This is a genomic window from Amycolatopsis benzoatilytica AK 16/65 (genome assembly GCF_000383915.1).
In the GTDB taxonomy this organism is placed as follows: Bacteria; Actinomycetota; Actinomycetes; order Mycobacteriales; family Pseudonocardiaceae; genus Amycolatopsis; species Amycolatopsis benzoatilytica.
Genome location: NZ_KB912942.1, coordinates 5,226,618 through 5,242,548, shown reverse-complemented (window position 1 = coordinate 5,242,548; position 15,931 = coordinate 5,226,618). Strand labels below are relative to the sequence as shown.

13 protein-coding genes are annotated in these 15,931 nt (G+C 69.1%); 5 read left to right on the top strand and 8 right to left on the bottom strand.

Going from position 1 to position 15,931, the window contains the following annotated elements; genetic code table 11:
- Positions 1–150: 150 nt before the first annotated feature.
- Genes AMYBE_RS0124080 through AMYBE_RS0124060 form a run of 5 tightly spaced genes read right to left on the bottom strand, consistent with a single transcriptional unit; the run spans position 151 to position 5,016 of the window.
- The gene (locus AMYBE_RS0124080) at positions 151–1,152 is read right to left on the bottom strand and encodes an ABC transporter substrate-binding protein (RefSeq protein ID WP_020661954.1); all 1,002 of its coding nucleotides are present in this window, start codon (positions 1,150–1,152) and stop codon (positions 151–153) included.
- Positions 1,153–1,185: 33 nt separating this feature from the next.
- On the bottom strand, positions 1,186–2,229 hold the full coding sequence (locus AMYBE_RS0124075) for an ABC transporter permease (RefSeq protein WP_020661953.1): 1,044 nt from the start codon (positions 2,227–2,229) through the stop codon (positions 1,186–1,188).
- Entirely contained in the window at positions 2,229–2,993 is a 765-nt protein-coding gene (locus AMYBE_RS0124070) for an ATP-binding cassette domain-containing protein (protein ID WP_020661952.1), read from the bottom strand. The genes AMYBE_RS0124075 and AMYBE_RS0124070 overlap by 1 nt, the downstream gene beginning before the upstream one ends.
- A gap of 5 nt (positions 2,994–2,998) precedes the next feature.
- A complete protein-coding gene (locus AMYBE_RS0124065) occupies positions 2,999–4,036 on the bottom strand; it encodes a class I mannose-6-phosphate isomerase (RefSeq protein WP_020661951.1) in 1,038 nt (345 codons plus the stop codon).
- A complete protein-coding gene (locus tag AMYBE_RS0124060; protein ID WP_020661950.1) occupies positions 4,033–5,016 on the bottom strand; it encodes a LacI family DNA-binding transcriptional regulator in 984 nt (327 codons plus the stop codon). Before AMYBE_RS0124060 ends, AMYBE_RS0124065 begins: the two co-directional genes overlap by 4 nt.
- Before the next feature lie 317 nt (positions 5,017–5,333).
- On the opposite strand from AMYBE_RS0124060, the gene AMYBE_RS0124055 reads away from it, so the two are divergent.
- From AMYBE_RS0124055 to AMYBE_RS0124045, 3 genes are all read left to right on the top strand, one after another.
- Complete coding sequence (locus AMYBE_RS0124055; protein ID WP_020661949.1) at positions 5,334–8,579, top strand: GH92 family glycosyl hydrolase; 3,246 nt, start codon at positions 5,334–5,336, stop codon at positions 8,577–8,579.
- An 84-nt stretch (positions 8,580–8,663) separates the two neighbouring features.
- On the top strand, positions 8,664–11,051 hold the full coding sequence (locus AMYBE_RS0124050; protein WP_027927948.1) for a GH92 family glycosyl hydrolase: 2,388 nt from the start codon (positions 8,664–8,666) through the stop codon (positions 11,049–11,051).
- Between the two features lie 312 nt (positions 11,052–11,363).
- A complete protein-coding gene (locus AMYBE_RS0124045) occupies positions 11,364–11,732 on the top strand; it encodes a DUF3817 domain-containing protein (RefSeq protein ID WP_020661947.1) in 369 nt (122 codons plus the stop codon).
- A gap of 65 nt (positions 11,733–11,797) precedes the next feature.
- Here the strand turns inward: AMYBE_RS0124045 and AMYBE_RS0124040 are convergent, their stop codons facing one another.
- Entirely contained in the window at positions 11,798–12,298 is a 501-nt protein-coding gene (locus AMYBE_RS0124040; protein WP_020661946.1) for a MarR family winged helix-turn-helix transcriptional regulator, read from the bottom strand.
- Between the two features lie 84 nt (positions 12,299–12,382).
- Between AMYBE_RS0124040 and AMYBE_RS0124035 the strand changes: the two genes are divergently transcribed.
- Positions 12,383–12,688: a thiamine-binding protein gene (locus AMYBE_RS0124035; RefSeq protein WP_020661945.1), complete on the top strand. Its 306-nt coding sequence runs from the start codon at positions 12,383–12,385 to the stop codon at positions 12,686–12,688.
- Positions 12,689–12,825: 137 nt separating this feature from the next.
- Here AMYBE_RS0124035 and AMYBE_RS0124030 read toward each other — a convergent pair whose 3' ends face one another.
- Positions 12,826–13,233, bottom strand: a complete 408-nt coding sequence (locus AMYBE_RS0124030; protein ID WP_020661944.1) for a hypothetical protein — start codon at positions 13,231–13,233, stop codon at positions 12,826–12,828.
- A gap of 166 nt (positions 13,234–13,399) precedes the next feature.
- Here AMYBE_RS0124030 and AMYBE_RS0124025 point away from each other — a divergent pair, with 166 nt between their 5' ends.
- Positions 13,400–14,335, top strand: a complete 936-nt coding sequence (locus AMYBE_RS0124025; RefSeq protein WP_020661943.1) for a tetratricopeptide repeat protein — start codon at positions 13,400–13,402, stop codon at positions 14,333–14,335.
- 83 nt (positions 14,336–14,418) lie between these two features.
- Here AMYBE_RS0124025 and AMYBE_RS0124020 read toward each other — a convergent pair whose 3' ends face one another.
- Positions 14,419–15,861, bottom strand: coding sequence for a neutral zinc metallopeptidase (locus tag AMYBE_RS0124020; protein ID WP_020661942.1), 1,443 nt, complete (start codon positions 15,859–15,861; stop codon positions 14,419–14,421).
- Between the last annotated feature and the right edge of the window lie 70 nt (positions 15,862–15,931).

The window sequence follows — 15,931 nt, the reverse complement described above, 5'->3', positions numbered from 1 at the left end:
ACCGTCTGCTGGTCCGGCCGTGAAGGGCCCCTTCAGGGACTTGGATGCCCTCAAGGGGCCCTTCACGGACAGAAAGGCAAACTGGCCGTCGGCCGCCCAGGCATCACGACAGAGCCAGGCGAGACCTGCTCTTAGCCGGCACGCCGGAGGTTAGCAGCTCTGCTTGTAGAAGTACTTCGAGTTGGCGTCCAGATCGTCCTTGGTGATCGAGTGCAGCTGCGCGGTCAGGTTCCGCTGCACCGGCTTGCTGGTCAGCGCGGCCACCGCCTGGTCCACGCCCTGGGTGCCGATCTGCGCCGGGTCCTGTGCGATCAGCGCCTGGTATTCGCCCTTCTTCAGGCCGTCCACTTCGGACGGGCTGGCGTCGAAGCCGACCAGGTTCACCTTGCCGATCTTGCCCGCGTTGCGCAGACCGGTCGCCGCGCCTTCGCCGGTGTTCAGGTTGGTCGCGAAGATCCCCACCAGGTCCGGGGTCGAGGCGAGCGCCGCGGTCACCTTCGAAGCGGCCTGGTCCGGCTCGTTCTGCGTGAACTGGATGCCCGCCGACTTGAGGTTCGGGTGGTTCTTCAACTCATCCTCGAAACCCTTCGCACGGGCCGCGGTGGTGGATGTTCCCGCGATGGTGTCCAGGATCAGCACCGAACCCGGTTTGTCGCCGGCCAGTTTCGCCATGGTCTGCGCGGCCAGCTTGCCGCCCTCGGCGTTGTCCGAGGAGATCGACGACACCGCGACGCTCTGGTCCTTGAGCGAGGTGTCCACCTCGACGATCTTCGTGCCCCGGTTCTTGACCTGCTGGATAGGCGCGAGCATCGCCTGGTCGTCGGTCGGCGCGATGAGCAGCGCGGCCGGCGGGTTGGAGCCCATCGCGTTCACGATCGACGTCTGCATAGCCGCGTCGAACTTCTGCGGTGCCTGCGTGGTCAGCTCGTAGCCGAGCTTCTTCGCTTCTTCCTGCGCGCCGCACTGCATCGAGATGTAGAACGGTTCGGCCTGCACCCCCGGCACCAGCGCCAGCTTCTTGCTGTTCGCGGAGTTGCCAGCCGAGCTGTCTCCGGATCCGCTCTGTCCCACCTGCCCGGACCCGCATGCGGCGACCAGCAGCGCCGCGGACGCGAGAGTCCCGGCCGCGAGGAAAGTCCTGCTCAGTTTCATCGTAAGCACCTCTTTGTACTCAGGGGAACCGATTCAGCGGGAGTTGCGCTTGCGGCGGCGGCGCTGGTCGAACCACACCGCCGCGATCAGGACCGCGCCGACCGCGATCATCTGCCAGAAGTCCTGCACGTGCGTGATGTTGAAGCCCTTCTTCAGCACCGCCGGGATGAAGACCCCGATCACCGTGCCCAGCATCGAGCCGACGCCGCCGAAGAGGCTCGTGCCGCCCATCACCGTCGCGGAGATGGCGTTGAGGTTGTCGTTGGTGTGCGCCGAAATCGTGGTCGACGCGTAGTAAGCCAGCGACAGGAAACCTGCGATGCCGGCCAGGAAGCCAGTGAGCAGGTACACCTTGAGCAGGTGCGCGGTCACGCCGATGCCCGAGCGGCGTGCCGCCTCGGCGTTCGAACCGACGGCGAACGTGTAGCGGCCGAATCGCGTGGTGTGCAGCAGCCACGCGCCGATCAGCGTGATCACCACGGCCACCAGCACCAGGTTCGGGATCCCGCCGAACGATGTGCCGTAGCCGAGGGTCTTGTTCAGTTCGGTGGGCACACTGCGCACGTCCGAACCGCCGTTGAGCAGGTAGGACGCGCCCAGGGCGGCACCCATCGTGCCGAGCGTGACGATCAGCGGCGGGATGCCCGCCACCGCGATCAGGAATCCGTTGACGAAGCCCCAGATCGTGCCTGCGATTATTGCTGCGACGAGCCCCACTGTGATCACACCCCAGCCGGTGTGCGAGGCATCGCCGCCGCTGAGCGCTTCCATGATCTTCCCGGCGACCATGCCGGAGAAGATCAGCACTGACCCGACCGACAGGTCGATGCCGGAGGTGATGATCACGAACGTCATGCCGACCGAAAGCACCAGCAGCACAGAAGTTTCGATCAGCAGTGTCTGGAAGGTGAACAGCGTCGCGAACTCGGCCGGCGCGATGGCGGTGAATACCGCGATCAGAGCTATCAGCACGAGAGCGATCCAGAACGTGTTGGCCCCGATGAGCCGTTTCCCCAGTGGACGCTTGCTGAATCCGCCGTCCACAGTGGTCTGAATGTCCTTCGCGGGAGCGCTCATCAGGCCGCCTCCTCCTGCACCAGGGCACCGGTCATCGCCGCGACCAGGTCCTCGAGCTTCGTGTCCGCCCCGGCGAACCGGGCGACCCGCTTGCCCAGCCGCAGCACCTCGATCCGGTCCGAAACCGACAGCACCTCGGGCATGTTGTGGCTGATCAGCACCACCGCGATGCCCTTGTCCCGAACCTTCTTGATCACCTCCAGCACGCGTTCGCGCTGCACCACCCCCAGTGCCGCGGTCGGCTCGTCCATGAACACGACCTTCGACGCCCACACCACCGACCGGGCGACCGCGACGCTTTGCCGCTGCCCGCCGGAGAGCGACCCGATCGGCACGTCGGTGCTTTGCAACGTGACGCCGAGCCGGTCGAATTCGGCGACCGCCTGCCGGCGCATCTCCGCCTTGTCCAGCATGCCGAGCTTGCCCAGCAGGCCCTTGCGCGGGATTTCCCGGCCCAGGAACAGATTTGCCGCCGGGTCCAGCTCCGGCGCGACGGCGAGATCCTGGTAGACGGTTTCGATGCCGAGCCTGCGCGCGGTCACCGGCGAGTCCAGCTGGATCTCCGCGCCGTCGAGCAAGATCCGGCCCGACGTCGGCTGTTCGGCCCCGGACAGGCACTTCACGAGCGTGGATTTGCCCGCGCCGTTGTCGCCGATCAAGGCGGTCACCTCGCCCGCGCGCGCCTGGAAAGACGCGCCGCGCAGGGCTTCCACCGATCCGTAGTGCTTGGTCAGGTCCACCGCGTCGAGCAGGATCTCGCTCATCGGCGCTAACTCCCTTCGGGGGCGGGCGGACGGCAGCGGATGACGGTCAGCGAACCGGACAGCTCGGTCTGGCCCGCCGCGAACGGCACCACGTAGGTGTCGCCCTTGGCCACCGGGAACTCGCCGCCGCGCTCGGTGCGCAGCGTGCCGGCGCCGTCGAGCGCGACGAGCACGCTGAACGACGGGTCCAGGGCGAACGCGCCACCGGTCAGCTGGATCCGGTCGGCCCGGAAGAACTCCGCGGAACCGGGAGCCAGCAAGTCCACCGTCTGTGCGTCATCCCCCGCGGTGTGCTTGACGATCGTCGCGAGCCGCTCGTCGTCCCAGCCGGAGGTGTCCAGGGTTTCGATGGCGGTGTCGAAGCCGATGCCGAGGTGGCCCTTTTCCGGCGACGCGAGGAAATCGCGCCATTCCAGGGTCAGGCTGAAGTCCGTCGGCTGCTGCAGCTCCACCACGAACACGCCTTCGCCGATCGCGTGCGGCAGCCCGGCCGGGATGTAGACCGTGTCGCCGGCCCGCACCGGGATGCTGTTGAGCGCGCCCAGCATGCTCGGCGCGTCCTGCTCCCGCGTCCACTCCGCGACGGTGTCCTTGCTCAGCGTTTCCCGGAAACCGGGGTACACCCGCGGGTCCTCGCCATAGGTGCCGACCACGATCCACGCCTCGGTCTTGCCGAAGTGCGAGTCGAAGTGCTTGCGGGCGAAGGAGTCCGTCGGATGGAAGTGCACCGGGAGCCGTTGCCCGGCGTCGAGCAGCTTCACCAGCAGGCCGGTGGAGTCGCCGAGCTTGGCGACGTGCGCCGCGCCCAGCCACGCCTCGGGGTCGGCGACGACCGAGTCGCGCAGCCAGCTCCCGCCGGGCAGCTTGGTGAGGCCGTTGGTCTCCTGGCCGAACATGGTGGTGACGGAACCGACCCAGTCCTCCGGACCGAACTTGGTGCCGGTGCCGGTGGCGCCGCGCAGGGCGGCGATCGCGTCGCCGCCGCGGTAGAACTGCGGCGGCTGGTTGGCCGGGAGCCGGACCGGTTCGAGATGCTGGGTCACAGGGCGGCCTCTCCGGAACCGCGGGCGACTAGGTGCACGGGCAGAACTACCTTTCTCGGTGCGGACTGATCCCCTTGGATGCGAGCGAACAGCAGCTCTGCCGCCGCGTGTCCGAGGGCGCTGACGTCATGGGCGATCACGGTGACCGGCGGGTCGAGCAGATCCGCCAGTTCGAAATCGTCGAAGCTCACCAGCGCGGGCCGGTGCTCGGCGTGCGCGAGCGCGCGCAGCAGGTGCACCGCGACCCGGTTGTTGCCGGCGATCACGGCGGTGGCCGGAGCCGGTCCTTCGACCAGCTTGCGCACCGCCTGCCCGACCGTCTCCGGCGTCGGCGTCTGCATCACCACGAGGCTCTCGTCGTAGGAGATCCCGTTGCGCACACAGCCTTCCCGGAAGCCGCGGAGCCGCTCGGACGCGGTGAAGATGTCCGGGCTGTCGCCGAGGAACGCGATCCGCCGGTGCCCGTGCCGGACAAGGTGGCCGACCGCTTCGACGGTGCCGCCGAGGTTGTCCACCAGCACCGTGTCCGCGACGATGTCGCCGGCCGGCCGGTCGAGGAACACCACCGGGGTGCCCGCGCGCATTTCCGGCACCAGGTACCCGTGCTGCAGCCCGGCGGGCACGATCAGCAGCCCGTCCACCCGGCGCGCGCAGAATTCCAGCGCCAGTTCGCGTTCGCGGTCGGAGTTCTCGCCGGACGACCCGGTCAGCACGTGCCTGCCGAAGGAGGTGGCGATCCGCTCCACCGCGCGGTTCAGCTCGGAGTAGAACGGGTTGCCGACGTCCTCCACGACCAGGCCGATGGTGCCGGTGGTCGAGCCGCGGCGCAGGTTGCGCGCACCCAGGTTCCGGCGGAACCCGAGCTGCTCGATCGCGGCCACCACCCGCTCGGCGGTGTCCGGGTGCACCGCGGGTTCGTCGTTGACGACCCGGGACACGGTCTTGATGCTGACGCCGGCCAGCCGGGCGACGTCGCTCATCGTGGCCCGCCTGCTCGCGGGGCGGGGGACGCCGTCCGCGTCCCGGCCGGAGTGAGACAACGTTGTCATAATGCCCGGGATTGGACACCATTTCCCGGTGCGCTGTCAATGGGCCGCCCGCGATCGCGCCGGTGGCCGACGAACGTGCTGGTGCGGATGGTGGACATCGCTGTCTGGAACTGGACAGGCTCCCACCGTAGTCTTGACGACCTCGTGAGCCAGTGCCCAAGGTGTCCCGCATCGACGGAGCGCGACAAGGTTGTCATCGATGCCTCGACCGAGGGCAGCCCGGGTCGCGCCGGACAACTGGAGAGGCGATGGCGATGGCGATGGCGCGAGCGCGCTGGAGAGCCGGACTGATCTTGGTGACTTCCGCGGTGGTGGCGGCGGCCGCCCCCGCACTGGCGACGGCCGCGCCGGCCGTCGGCAAGACCGCTGACCTGGCGAAATGGGTGAACCCGTTCGTCGGCACCCGGCCCGGCGGCGCGGACCACGGCACCGGCGGCGGGGCGGGCAACACCTTCCCCGGCGCGGTGGCCCCGTTCGGCATGGTCCAGTGGAGCCCGGACACCAAGAAATCCCAGCCGGGCGGCTATTTCTACGACGACAACACACTCACCGGGTTCAGCCTGACGCACCTTTCCGGCGCGGGCTGCACGACGTATCAAGACATCCCGTTCATGCCCTACGTCGGCGAGGTCAGCACGTCGCCCGCGACCGATCCGGGCCATTACACCTCGACGTTCGACCACAAGAACGAGCACGCGACCGCCGGCAAGTACGACGTCGCGCTCGACAACGGCGCGAAGGTCGAGCTGAGCGCGACCCAGCGCACCGGTTCCGGCCGGTTCACCTACCCGGCGGGCGCGGCGTCCACCTTGCTCGTCAACACTTCCGGCTCGGTCAACGGCACCGACGACGCGTCGATCACCATCGGCAAGGACACCATCAGCGGCTGGGCGACCAGCGGCCGGTTCTGCGGCGCGAAGGACTCCTACCGGGTCTACTTCTCGGCGAAGTTCGACACCCCGTTCGCCTCGGTCGGCACCTGGAAGAACGGCGCGGTGACGCCGGGCAAGACCGCGGAGACCGGTGGCGCGAAGGCGAAAGTCGCGCAGCTCAACGGAATCGGCTCCTCGCTGGCCCGGCCGGCGTTTTCGAAGCCGCAGGACACCACGGTCAGCGGCCCGGGCAGCGGCGGGTACGTGACGTTCCCGAATCTGAACGGCGCGCAGGTCAACGTCCAGGTCGGGCTGTCCTTTGTGTCCGTCGACGGGGCGAAGGCGAATCTGAAGGCGGAGAACGACGGGAAGAAGCCGTTCGACGTGGTCGCTGCCTCGGCTCGCCAGGCGTGGAACGACCAGCTCGGCAAGATCCAGGTCAGCGGGGGCAGCGACGCCGACACGACGACGTTCTACACGTCGCTGTATCACGCGCTGATCCAGCCGAACGTGTTTTCCGATGCGGACGGCCGGTACCCGGGCTTCGACGGCCGCATCCACCAGGCCGAGCGCGGGCACGCGATGTACACCAACATCTCCGGCTGGGACATCTACCGGTCCGAGGTCCCGCTGCTGGCCACCATCGATCCGCACCAGACTTCCGACCTGGTGCGCTCGATGATGGCCTACGCCGAACAAGGCGGCTCGTGGGACCGCTGGACGGTGGCGAACGACTACACCGGCGTGATGAACGGGGATCCGTACCACATCATCGTTTCCAGCGCCTACGCCTACGGCGCGCGTGACTTCGACGCGCAGAAGGCATTGCTGCTCATGATCAAGGGCGCAACCCAGCCGACGCAGGGTTACGTGGAACGGCCAGGTCTGGCCGACTACCAGAAGCTCGGCTACGTGCCGGGTGCGGCGGCGGACACGCTGGAGTACACCAGCGCGGACTTCGCCATCGCCCAGTTCGCGAAACGGCTCGGCGACGGAGCCACCTACACCACGTTCATGAAGCGCGCGCAGAACTGGCAGAACCTCTACAACCCCGGTACCGGGCATCTGCAGCCGCGCAACTCCGACGGCTCGTTCTCCGCGAACTACGACCCGTCGAGCTCGCAGGGCTGGGTCGAAGGCAACGGCGCGCAGTACGACTGGATGGTCCCCTACGACCTCGGCGGTCTGACCACCGCGTTCGGCGGCAACACCGCTGTCCAGTCGCGATTGGACACCTTCTTCACGAAGCTGAACGCCGGAACCCATGAGCCGTACGCGTTCCTGGGCAACGAGCCGAACTCGAACGCGCCGTACGTGTACTCGTTCGCCGGCGCGCCGGCGAAGACGCAGAACATCGTGCGCCGGGCGATGGACGAGCTGTACAACCCGCGTCCGGAGGGCCTGATCGGCAACGACGACCTGGGCCAGATGTCGGCCTGGTACGTGTGGTCGGCCCTCGGCATCTACCCGGAGATCCCGGGCCGCGCCGAAACGGTCCTGACCACACCTCGGTTCCCGCACACGGAACTGACCACCGGCGCGGGCAAGAAGATCACCGTGAACGCGCCCGGCACCGGCGAGTACGTCGGCAGCCTGAAGGTCAACGGCAGCGCGGCCAGCAAGGCGTGGCTGCCCGAAGGGCTGATCTCGCAGGGCGGCCAGCTCGACTTCACCCGCTCGACGACCGAGACCGCTTGGGGCTCTTCTCCGTCCGATGCACCGCCGTCGTTCCGGGAACAGGAAAAGCCGAGTCTGTCCTTCGCGGACCCGGCCCGCGCGGTGGTGCCCGCCGGCACGACTGCTTCGGTTTCGGTCGGGGTGCAGGATCTGTCCGGCACCGCGAAGACCTGGACCTACTCCGCGGGCAGCGTGGACGGCATCACGCTGTCCCCTGCGACCGGGTCCATCCAGGTGCCCGCAGCGGGCAAGGGACATGCCGCGGTGACGGTGAGCGTCCCGGCCGGCACCGCGGACGGCCCGCGCCGGATCCCGGTCACGTTCTCCTCGCCGGGCCTGGCCGACGTGCAGACGGTGTTGACGGTGCTGGTCGCGAAGCCGGGCAGCTGGCTGGCCACAGTGGACAACACCGGCCTTTCGCCGGATTCGAATTCGGCAGCGGGCAACTTCGACGGGGGCGGCTGGAGCTACTCGGCGGATGCGCTGGCCCAGGCCGGGGCGAAGCCGGGCAGCACGGTGTCCAGTGACGGCTTGAACTTCACCTGGCCGTCGTATCCAGTCGGCGACCCGGACAATGTCGTCGCCGCCGGCCAGACGATCAGCGTGTCCGGCTCGGGCCGGTTGGCGTTGCTCGGCTCCGCCAGCAACGGCAACGCCCAAGGCACGCTGACCGTGACCTACACCGACGGCAGCAAGTCCACCGCCGCGGTCGGGTTCTCCGACTGGACCCTGGGCGGCGGGGGAGCGCAGCCGGCGTTCGGCAACCGGATCGCGCTGTCCACGCCGTACCGCAATTCCGCGGGCGGCGACCCGCAGCAGATCCGCACGATGGTGTTCGCCACCGCGCCGATCACGCTGGATGCGGGCAAAACCGTGGCGAGCGTGAGCCTGCCGAGCGGCGTCAGCGGCGGAGACATGCACGTCTTCGCGATCGCGGCCGGCTGATCCCGTCTGTCGTTCCGTGAAGGGAACATCGAGGGACTCTGAGTCTCTCGATGTTCCCTTCACGGCCGTTACCCGAGGAGTCCCATGAGAAGCAGAGTTGTGGCGGGAGCGGCGGTCTTGGCGGTCGTCGCCGCGGCGCTCACCCCAGTGGCCGCGCAAGCGCGCCCCGGCGACCCGCTGGACGCGGTGAACACGTTCATCGGCACGCAAGACGAAGGCAACACCTTCCCCGGCGCCTCGGCCCCGTTCGGCATGGTGCAGTCCAGCCCGATCACCACCCATTACGCGGGCTACCTCTACACCGACACCGCGATCCGCGGCTTCGGCCACTTCTTCCTGTCCGGCGCGGGCTGCTGGGAGCAGGGCGGCCTGGTGTCGATGCTGCCCACGACCGGCGACGTCGGTCCCGGCGCGGCCTTCGACACGAGCCAGGCCGCGACGTTCGACCAGGCCAAGTACGCCGCGCCGTACACCCACGACGGTGAAGTCGGCAAGCCGGGCTATTACAAGGTGCACCTCACCGGCTACGGCGGCATCGACGTCGAGACCACCGCCAGCACCCGCAGCGGCGTCGAGCGGTATTCGTTCGCGAAGCCGGGTCCGGCCAACGTGTTCGTCAACGTCGGCCAGGCCAACGCGAAGGAACCGGTGAGCGGCAGCAGCGTCCGGATCGTCGACGACCACACCATCGCGGGCACCGTCGAGTCACAGGCGTTCTGCGGCGGCAAGCCCTACACCACCTACTTCACCACGAAGTTCGACAAGCCGTTCGCTTCGTACGGCACCTGGTCGCCGGAGGGCGGCACGCCCGGCAGCCGGGCCGCGCAGGGCGGCGCGGGCCTGCGCGGCGCGTGGCTGACCTTCCCGGACGGCGGACAGATCACCGCCACCACCTCGCTGTCCCAAGTGGACGCCCGCGGCGCGGACGGCAACCTCGCCGCGTCCCGAGTGCTGCCCTTCGACGCGGTGCGGGCGGAGGTCCAGCGCGCCTGGCGGCACGAATTGTCCAGTGTGGACATCACCGGCGGCACACCAGACGACCGCACGGTCTTCTACACCTCGCTCTACCACGCGTTCCTGCAGCCGCTGACCGCCAACGACGCCGACGGCCGGTACTACGGCTTCGACAAGAAGATCCACCGCGCTGTCGGTTGGACGTACTACGACTTCTTCTCCCTGTGGGACACCTACCGGTCGCAGAACCAGCTGCTCGCCCTGTTGAAGCCGGACCGGGCGCGGGACATCGCGAAGAGCATCCTCGCCATTCACGACCAGGGCGGCTGGCTGCCGCGCTGGGCGTATGCGAGCCAGGAAACGAACACCATGACCGGAGATCCGGTCACGCCGTTCCTGGTCGACCTGTGGCGGTTCGGCGCGCTGCGCGGCGACGAGCTGCACGCCTACGAAGCGCTGCTGCAGAACTCGCGCGAAATCCCGCCGGCTAGTTCTCCGTTCCAGGGCCGGTCCGGGAACGCCAGCTACCAGGCCAACGGATTCGTGCAGTACGACCCGAATTTCCCGAAGAAGGGCCAGGACATCGACCCGGCGCACGGCGCGTCCGCGACCCTGGAGTACGCCCTCGCCGACTGTTCCCTCTCGGTGATGGCCTCCGCCCTAGGCCGTCAGCAGGACGCGAAGCAGCTGGCCGCCAAGGGCCGGACGTACGCGACGCTGTGGGACCCGTCGGTCACGGACCGCGGCTTCACCGGCTACTTCCGGCCGAAGAGCGCGGACGGCAGCTGGTACACCCCGGCAGACGGCCCGTACAGCCCGCAGGGCCAGGACGGCTTCCACGAAGGCACCGCATGGCAGTACCAGTGGCTGGTACAGCAGGACGTGCCCGGGCTGGCCGCGAAGATGGGCGGCCTGGCGAACGTCGGCAAGCGGCTCGACGACTTCTTCGACTACTCCGACCTCGTGCAGGACCCGGCGAAGACCGCGCACGAGAAGTGGGTGGTCGGTCCCTACGACTACTACAAGCAGTTCCGCTACAACCCCAACAACGAACCCGACCTGCACTCGCCGTGGATGTACACGCTCGCCGGGCAGCCGTGGAAGACCTCCGCGGTGGTCCGGGCCGCGCACACCTTGTTCACCAACAAGCCCAACGGCGCCACCGGCAACGACGACCTCGGCACCATGTCCGCTTGGTACGTCTTCAGCGCGCTCGGCCTGTACCCGGCCGTTCCGGGCACCGGGAACTTCGCGCTGAACGCGCCGCGGTTCGCCAAGTCGGTGCTGCACCTGCAGAACGGGCGGGACATCACCATCAAGGCGGGCAGCGCGAACGGCGCGCAGCTGCAGTACGTGTCGGGGCTGCGGGTGAACGGGACCTCGTCGGACAAGACGTTCGTCAGCCTGGAACAGCTCCGCCGCGGGTCCACTCTGGACTTCACGCTGACCGGCGACGCGGCGCGGGCCGCGTGGGGAACATCACCTTCGTCGGCGCCAGCGTCTCCTTGTGCCGCTTAGTGTTCGTTTGTGGACGTTCGGTGAAGGCCGCCTCTCGCATCTTGGGATCGAGGGGCGGCCTTCGTCGTTAACCGGGCATTTCCCGCGCGTTTCCGCCGACTGCCTTAAAGTGGTTCAGACCATTTTGCGCCTGCTCGTGACCAGGGTCACGGGCCCCGGTGTTCCGGTGAGGCCGATCACGCCTCACACTGGTCACATCGCGTTCGACAGCGCAGTTGACGCCAGGGGTGGCCAGTCCCCCTTGGACAGTCCGTCGGACGTGTTTTTTGTGTGTGCAGTCGGCACGCACCAGGTGACGCACAGGAGGATGTCGTGTCCAGCAAGGCCGCTCTCGTGTTCCGCGTGGCCGCAGTTGCCGAGGCTCTGTCTTGGCTCGGCTTGCTGATCGGGATGTTTCTCAAGTACGTCGTCGGCGCGTCTAACGAGGGCGGCGTGCCCGTCCTCGGCATGGTGCACGGCGTCGTCTTCGTCCTGTACGTGATCACCTCCCTGTCCGTGGCGAAGCCGCTGGGATGGCGCGGCAAGACGCTGCTGCTGGCGCTGCTGGCGAGCATCCCGCCGCTGTTCACCTGGCTGTTCGAGAAGTGGGCGCTGCGCAACGGCCGCCTGGACGGCCCGGAGCGTCTCGCCCAGGGCGGCGTCGGCCTGTTCGTCCGCGTGCCGGAGCCGGCCAACGCCTGACCTCCCCGCTTGCGCAAACGGGCCCGTGCGAACTTCGCACGGGCCCGTTTCGCGTTGCCTGCCGGTCAGCCGGTGAAGTCGCCCGCCGACTTGCGGACCTTGGTGAGCAGCTCGGTCAGCTGCTCCACCTGCCGCTCGGTGAGCCCGGTGAGACCGAAGTCGATGCCGGTGACGGACACGGTGGCGGTCTCCCGGAGCGCGCGGCCCTCGTCGGTGATCTCCACGAGCGTCGTGCGCCGGTCGGTGGGATGCGGCACCCGCTTGACGAGCCCGTCCCGCTCCAGCCGGTCCACTATGTTGGTGACGCTGGTGGGATGCAGCTGCAGCCGTTCGCCCATCACTCGCATCGGCAGCCGCCCGTTGCGGGAGAAGGTGAGCAGCACGAGAGCCTCGTAGCGGGCGAAGGTGAGTCCGTGCGGCTTGAGCGCGCCGTCGACCGCGGACTGGATGATCTGCTGCACCCGCATCACACCGGTGACCGCGGCCATCGTTCCGGCGGGACCGATCCGGTCTTGCCACAGCTCGGCGGCACGGGCGATCGGATCGAACGGCAGCGGACGGTTCATGACACGCGAAGCTACCAGCGGGTACCCCGGTGGCGGCGATCGCCCTGCTCAGCGCGGCAAAGCCCGCGGGGAAAGGAAGCCGGAATGATCGTGGCATTCAGCGTGAGCCCGTCGGGCGGAGATCCGGACGGCGGCGTCAGCGAGGCCGTCTCGCGCGCGGTGAAGGTGGTGCGCGAATCCGGGCTGCCGAACTCGACCAGCTCGATGTTCACCGAGATCGAAGGCGACTGGGATTCCGTGATGGCGGTGGTGAAGCAGGCCGTCGAGGCGGCCGGCGAGGGCTCGCCGAGGGTGGGGCTGGTGCTCAAGGCGGACATTCGGCCGGGCTTCGACTCCGGGCAGCTGACCGCGAAGGTGGACCGGATCGAGGCGCACCTGCGGGAGGACTGACGCGGCTTGGCAGCCAAGCGACGTACCCGTGCTTCGCTCGCGGAGCAGGCGATCAGGAGGTTCCGCGAGGCCGCCGCGCGAGCGAGCCCCGGCTTCCGCAACGCGGCCGGGGCTGTCCGCCGGTCGGTTACCCGTTCTCAGGGGATCGGCGGGGTGAACGCGACCGTCCAGCGGCCCTTCGCGGTGGTCACCGCTAGCTGGTAGCTGAACGGCGTGCCCTGGCCGGTCTTGCCCTGCACGAGCGCGGCGGTCGGGGAGCGCTCGTCCGGGGCGAGCCGGACCGTGATGTCGTGCGCGTTGGCGTCCTTGAGGACGCGGACGTAGTCGTCGGCGAGGTCGCTGCCGCCGGAGCCGGGAAGGTCGAACAGGCCGGACAGCGCGCCCGAGTCGCGGTCGGCCAGCGCCGCGGCCAGCTGCTGGCGCAGTTCCGGCGCGGACGCCGCGCCCGGCTCGTCCTGATGCGTGATCAGCAGGGTGACACCGGCGATCCATCCCGCGCCCACCACGACAGCGCCCACCACGGTGGCGTTGCGCCGGCTCAGCATCCTCGGATCCTCCTCGGTGTTCCCGGGGCAGAGCATGCCCCAGCCGCGGCGTCCTGCCAACGCGAACCGATCCCAACCCCGGGGATGCTGCTGAACCGCCGGGGCGAGCCGTGCCAGGATGGAGGGCGTGACACACCCACGCGGATCTGCAGCGAAGTCAGCGGCCATGTCCGCCGCCTTGTCCGGCGCGGTCGACCTGTCCGCGCTCAAGGCCCGGGCGGAAGCCACCCGGAACCAGCCGCCGGCCCCGCCGGCCGGAGCGGCCCCTCCCTCGGACGGTTCGGCCCCGCCGCCGTCGGACGCCGTGCTCGAGGTCACCGAGGCGACCTTCCAGGCCGACGTCGTGGAGCGGTCGCTGAACCAGCTCGTGGTCGTCGACCTGTGGGCCGAGTGGTGCGGGCCGTGCAAGCAGCTGAGCCCGGTGCTGGAGCGGCTGGCCGGCGAAGCGGGCGGCGCCTGGGTGCTGGCGAAGGTCGACGTCGACGCGAACCCGCGGATCGCGCAGCTGTTCGGCGCCCAGTCGATCCCGACGATCGTGGCGATCGCCGGCGGCCAGCCGGTCGACGCGTTCTCCGGGGCGCTGCCGGAGCCGGAGATCCGCAAGTGGCTGGGCTCGCTGCTGGACGCCCTGCGCGACCGGCTGCCCGGCATCCGCGCGGCCGAGGAGGCGCGCGGGCCGGTAGAAGAGCCGGAGGACCCCCGGTTCACCGAGGCCGAAGAAGCATTCGAACAGGGCGATTTCGCCGCCGCGGAAGCCGCGTACGAGCGCATCCTGGACGCGGAACCGGCCAACGAACTGGCGAAGAACGCGCTGGCGCAGGTGCGGTTCACCGCCCGCGCGGAGGCAGCGGACCCGTCGGCGAGGGAGCGCGCTGAGGCCGACCCGTCGGATCTGGATGCGCAGCTGGCCGCCGCGGACCTGGAGATCGCCGAGCAGGACGTCGAGGGCGCGTTCCGGCGGCTGGTGGATGTGGTGCGCCGGACGGCCGGGGAGGACCGCAACCGGGTCCGGGAGCACTTGGTGGCGCTGTTCGAGCTGTTCGACGCCGCGGACGAACGCGTGATGAAGGCCCGGCGGGACCTGGCGTCGGCACTGTTCTGACCAGCTGTCCGGGAAGGGCCCCTTGAGGGACTTGGATTCCCTCACGGGGCCCTTCCCGGACGTTGGCCGGGGACAGATTCACCTCACGGATACGCCTTCGAGCAAGCCGGCGACCCCTCCAGATAGCCCCGCCGCAGCGATTCCACCCGGTCGAACCCGCTGTCCGGCCGGTCGCCGTTCACATTCGCCGACACCAGGCCGTCCGGGCGCAGCAAGTCCGAGATCGCCTCGTCCAGGTCGCCCGCGGACAGCCGCAGCTTCGCCTTGCCGTCGGTCCGGGTGGTGAACTTCGCCCAAGCGCCCACCAGGCATGCCGTCCGCAGCCCGGCATTCGGGGTGTCCAGCGAGGCGCCGACGCCCTTCTGGATCCCCAGCGCGTACCGCGACGCCAGCTCGGCGAACGCCGCGAAGTCGCCTGATCCGCCGCCGGCCTGTCCCTTGAACTCGGCTTCCTGGTCCACCGGCTGAGCCAGCTTCCGCAACGCGTTCAGGTCGTAGTTCACCGTGTTGTCGTTCGCGCAGTACGACACCGGCGGCGTGTTCGCCCCGCCCGCGCAGCTGCCGTTTCCGGCGACGAACTGCGGGCCCGGCACGCCCGCACCCTTGAACGCGTCGTCAAGACTGTCCTTCAGCAGCGCCACGATCTGCTCGTCGAAGGTCTTGTCGCCCTTGCCCTTGTCGCCCGGGTCGAACGGCCGCTCCACCACTCGCGCCTTCACGTTCTGCGCGTTCATCCCGGCGCATTCCTTCGGGCCCTTCTCGAACCCGGCCTGGAACGCGTACGTGCGGTCGAACGCAGTGCCGTGCGCCTGCTTGTCGGTCGCGCTCGAGCCGGCCTGGTCGCGGATCAGGAACATCGCGGCCATGATCTTGTCCAGTCCCTCGGCGGTGGACACCTGGTAGAACTTGCTCTTGCCTTCGGCGACCCAGCGGAAGTAGCCGCCCGCGAAGCAGTCCGCCTGCTGTTCCTTCACTACCGACGGCGTCGACTTCGAGATGCCGGCCGCCGGGCCGAGGCGGTACTGGACCGCGTGCCCGAACTCGTGCGCGAGCACCGTCACCACCGACATCGGGCCGAACCGGTTGCGCAGCATCGGCAGCAGCACGCCGCGGTCCCAGGCCACCGAGTCGTCGCCCGCGCAGTAGAACGCGTTCACGAGCTGCTTGACGCTGCCGCAGGCCGTCTCCTCGGTGTCGGTCTTCGCGTCGTAGGACAGCAGCGACTTCACCGGCTCGAACTGCTTGCCGAAGTCCGCCGGGAGCATCTCTCCCCAGTACGCCTGCACGTCGGCGATGGCGGCGGTGGCGATCTGGTCGTCCTCGGTGCCGGCCGCGTTCTGCACCTGCAGATTCGGCTTCGGCGCGTCCGCCTTCAGCCCGCTCTCGAAGTGCGTGACCGGCAGTCCGGCGACGTTGCCCGCGCCCGCCGTCGCGGGAGCGGCACTGCTCCCGCCGCACGCCGTCGTGCCCAGCGCCACCAGCGCGGCCATCGCGACCAGCGCGTACCGGCGTCCCCCTCGGCTCATGTTCCCTCGTTCCACTTCCGGGTCGACAACGAACCCGGACCTTACTTAGTCGCCGGGCGCGGCGCGCGGA

What these genes read in the sequence shown, in the direction of transcription:
- AMYBE_RS0124070 (WP_020661952.1), bottom strand. Translation starts at nt 2,993, where the DNA reads ATGAGCGAGATCCTGCTCGACGCGGTGGACCTGACCAAGCACTACGGA.
- AMYBE_RS0124025 (WP_020661943.1), top strand. Translation starts at nt 13,400, where the DNA reads ATGTCCGCCGCCTTGTCCGGCGCGGTCGACCTGTCCGCGCTCAAGGCC.
- AMYBE_RS0124080 (WP_020661954.1), bottom strand. Translation starts at nt 1,152, where the DNA reads ATGAAACTGAGCAGGACTTTCCTCGCGGCCGGGACTCTCGCGTCCGCG.
- AMYBE_RS0124030 (WP_020661944.1), bottom strand. Translation starts at nt 13,233, where the DNA reads ATGCTGAGCCGGCGCAACGCCACCGTGGTGGGCGCTGTCGTGGTGGGC.
- AMYBE_RS0124020 (WP_020661942.1), bottom strand. Translation starts at nt 15,861, where the DNA reads ATGAGCCGAGGGGGACGCCGGTACGCGCTGGTCGCGATGGCCGCGCTG.
- AMYBE_RS0124060 (WP_020661950.1), bottom strand. Translation starts at nt 5,016, where the DNA reads ATGAGCGACGTCGCCCGGCTGGCCGGCGTCAGCATCAAGACCGTGTCC.
- AMYBE_RS0124050 (WP_027927948.1), top strand. Translation starts at nt 8,664, where the DNA reads ATGAGAAGCAGAGTTGTGGCGGGAGCGGCGGTCTTGGCGGTCGTCGCC.
- AMYBE_RS0124055 (WP_020661949.1), top strand. Translation starts at nt 5,334, where the DNA reads ATGGCGATGGCGATGGCGCGAGCGCGCTGGAGAGCCGGACTGATCTTG.
- AMYBE_RS0124035 (WP_020661945.1), top strand. Translation starts at nt 12,383, where the DNA reads ATGATCGTGGCATTCAGCGTGAGCCCGTCGGGCGGAGATCCGGACGGC.
- AMYBE_RS0124040 (WP_020661946.1), bottom strand. Translation starts at nt 12,298, where the DNA reads ATGAACCGTCCGCTGCCGTTCGATCCGATCGCCCGTGCCGCCGAGCTG.
- AMYBE_RS0124075 (WP_020661953.1), bottom strand. Translation starts at nt 2,229, where the DNA reads ATGAGCGCTCCCGCGAAGGACATTCAGACCACTGTGGACGGCGGATTC.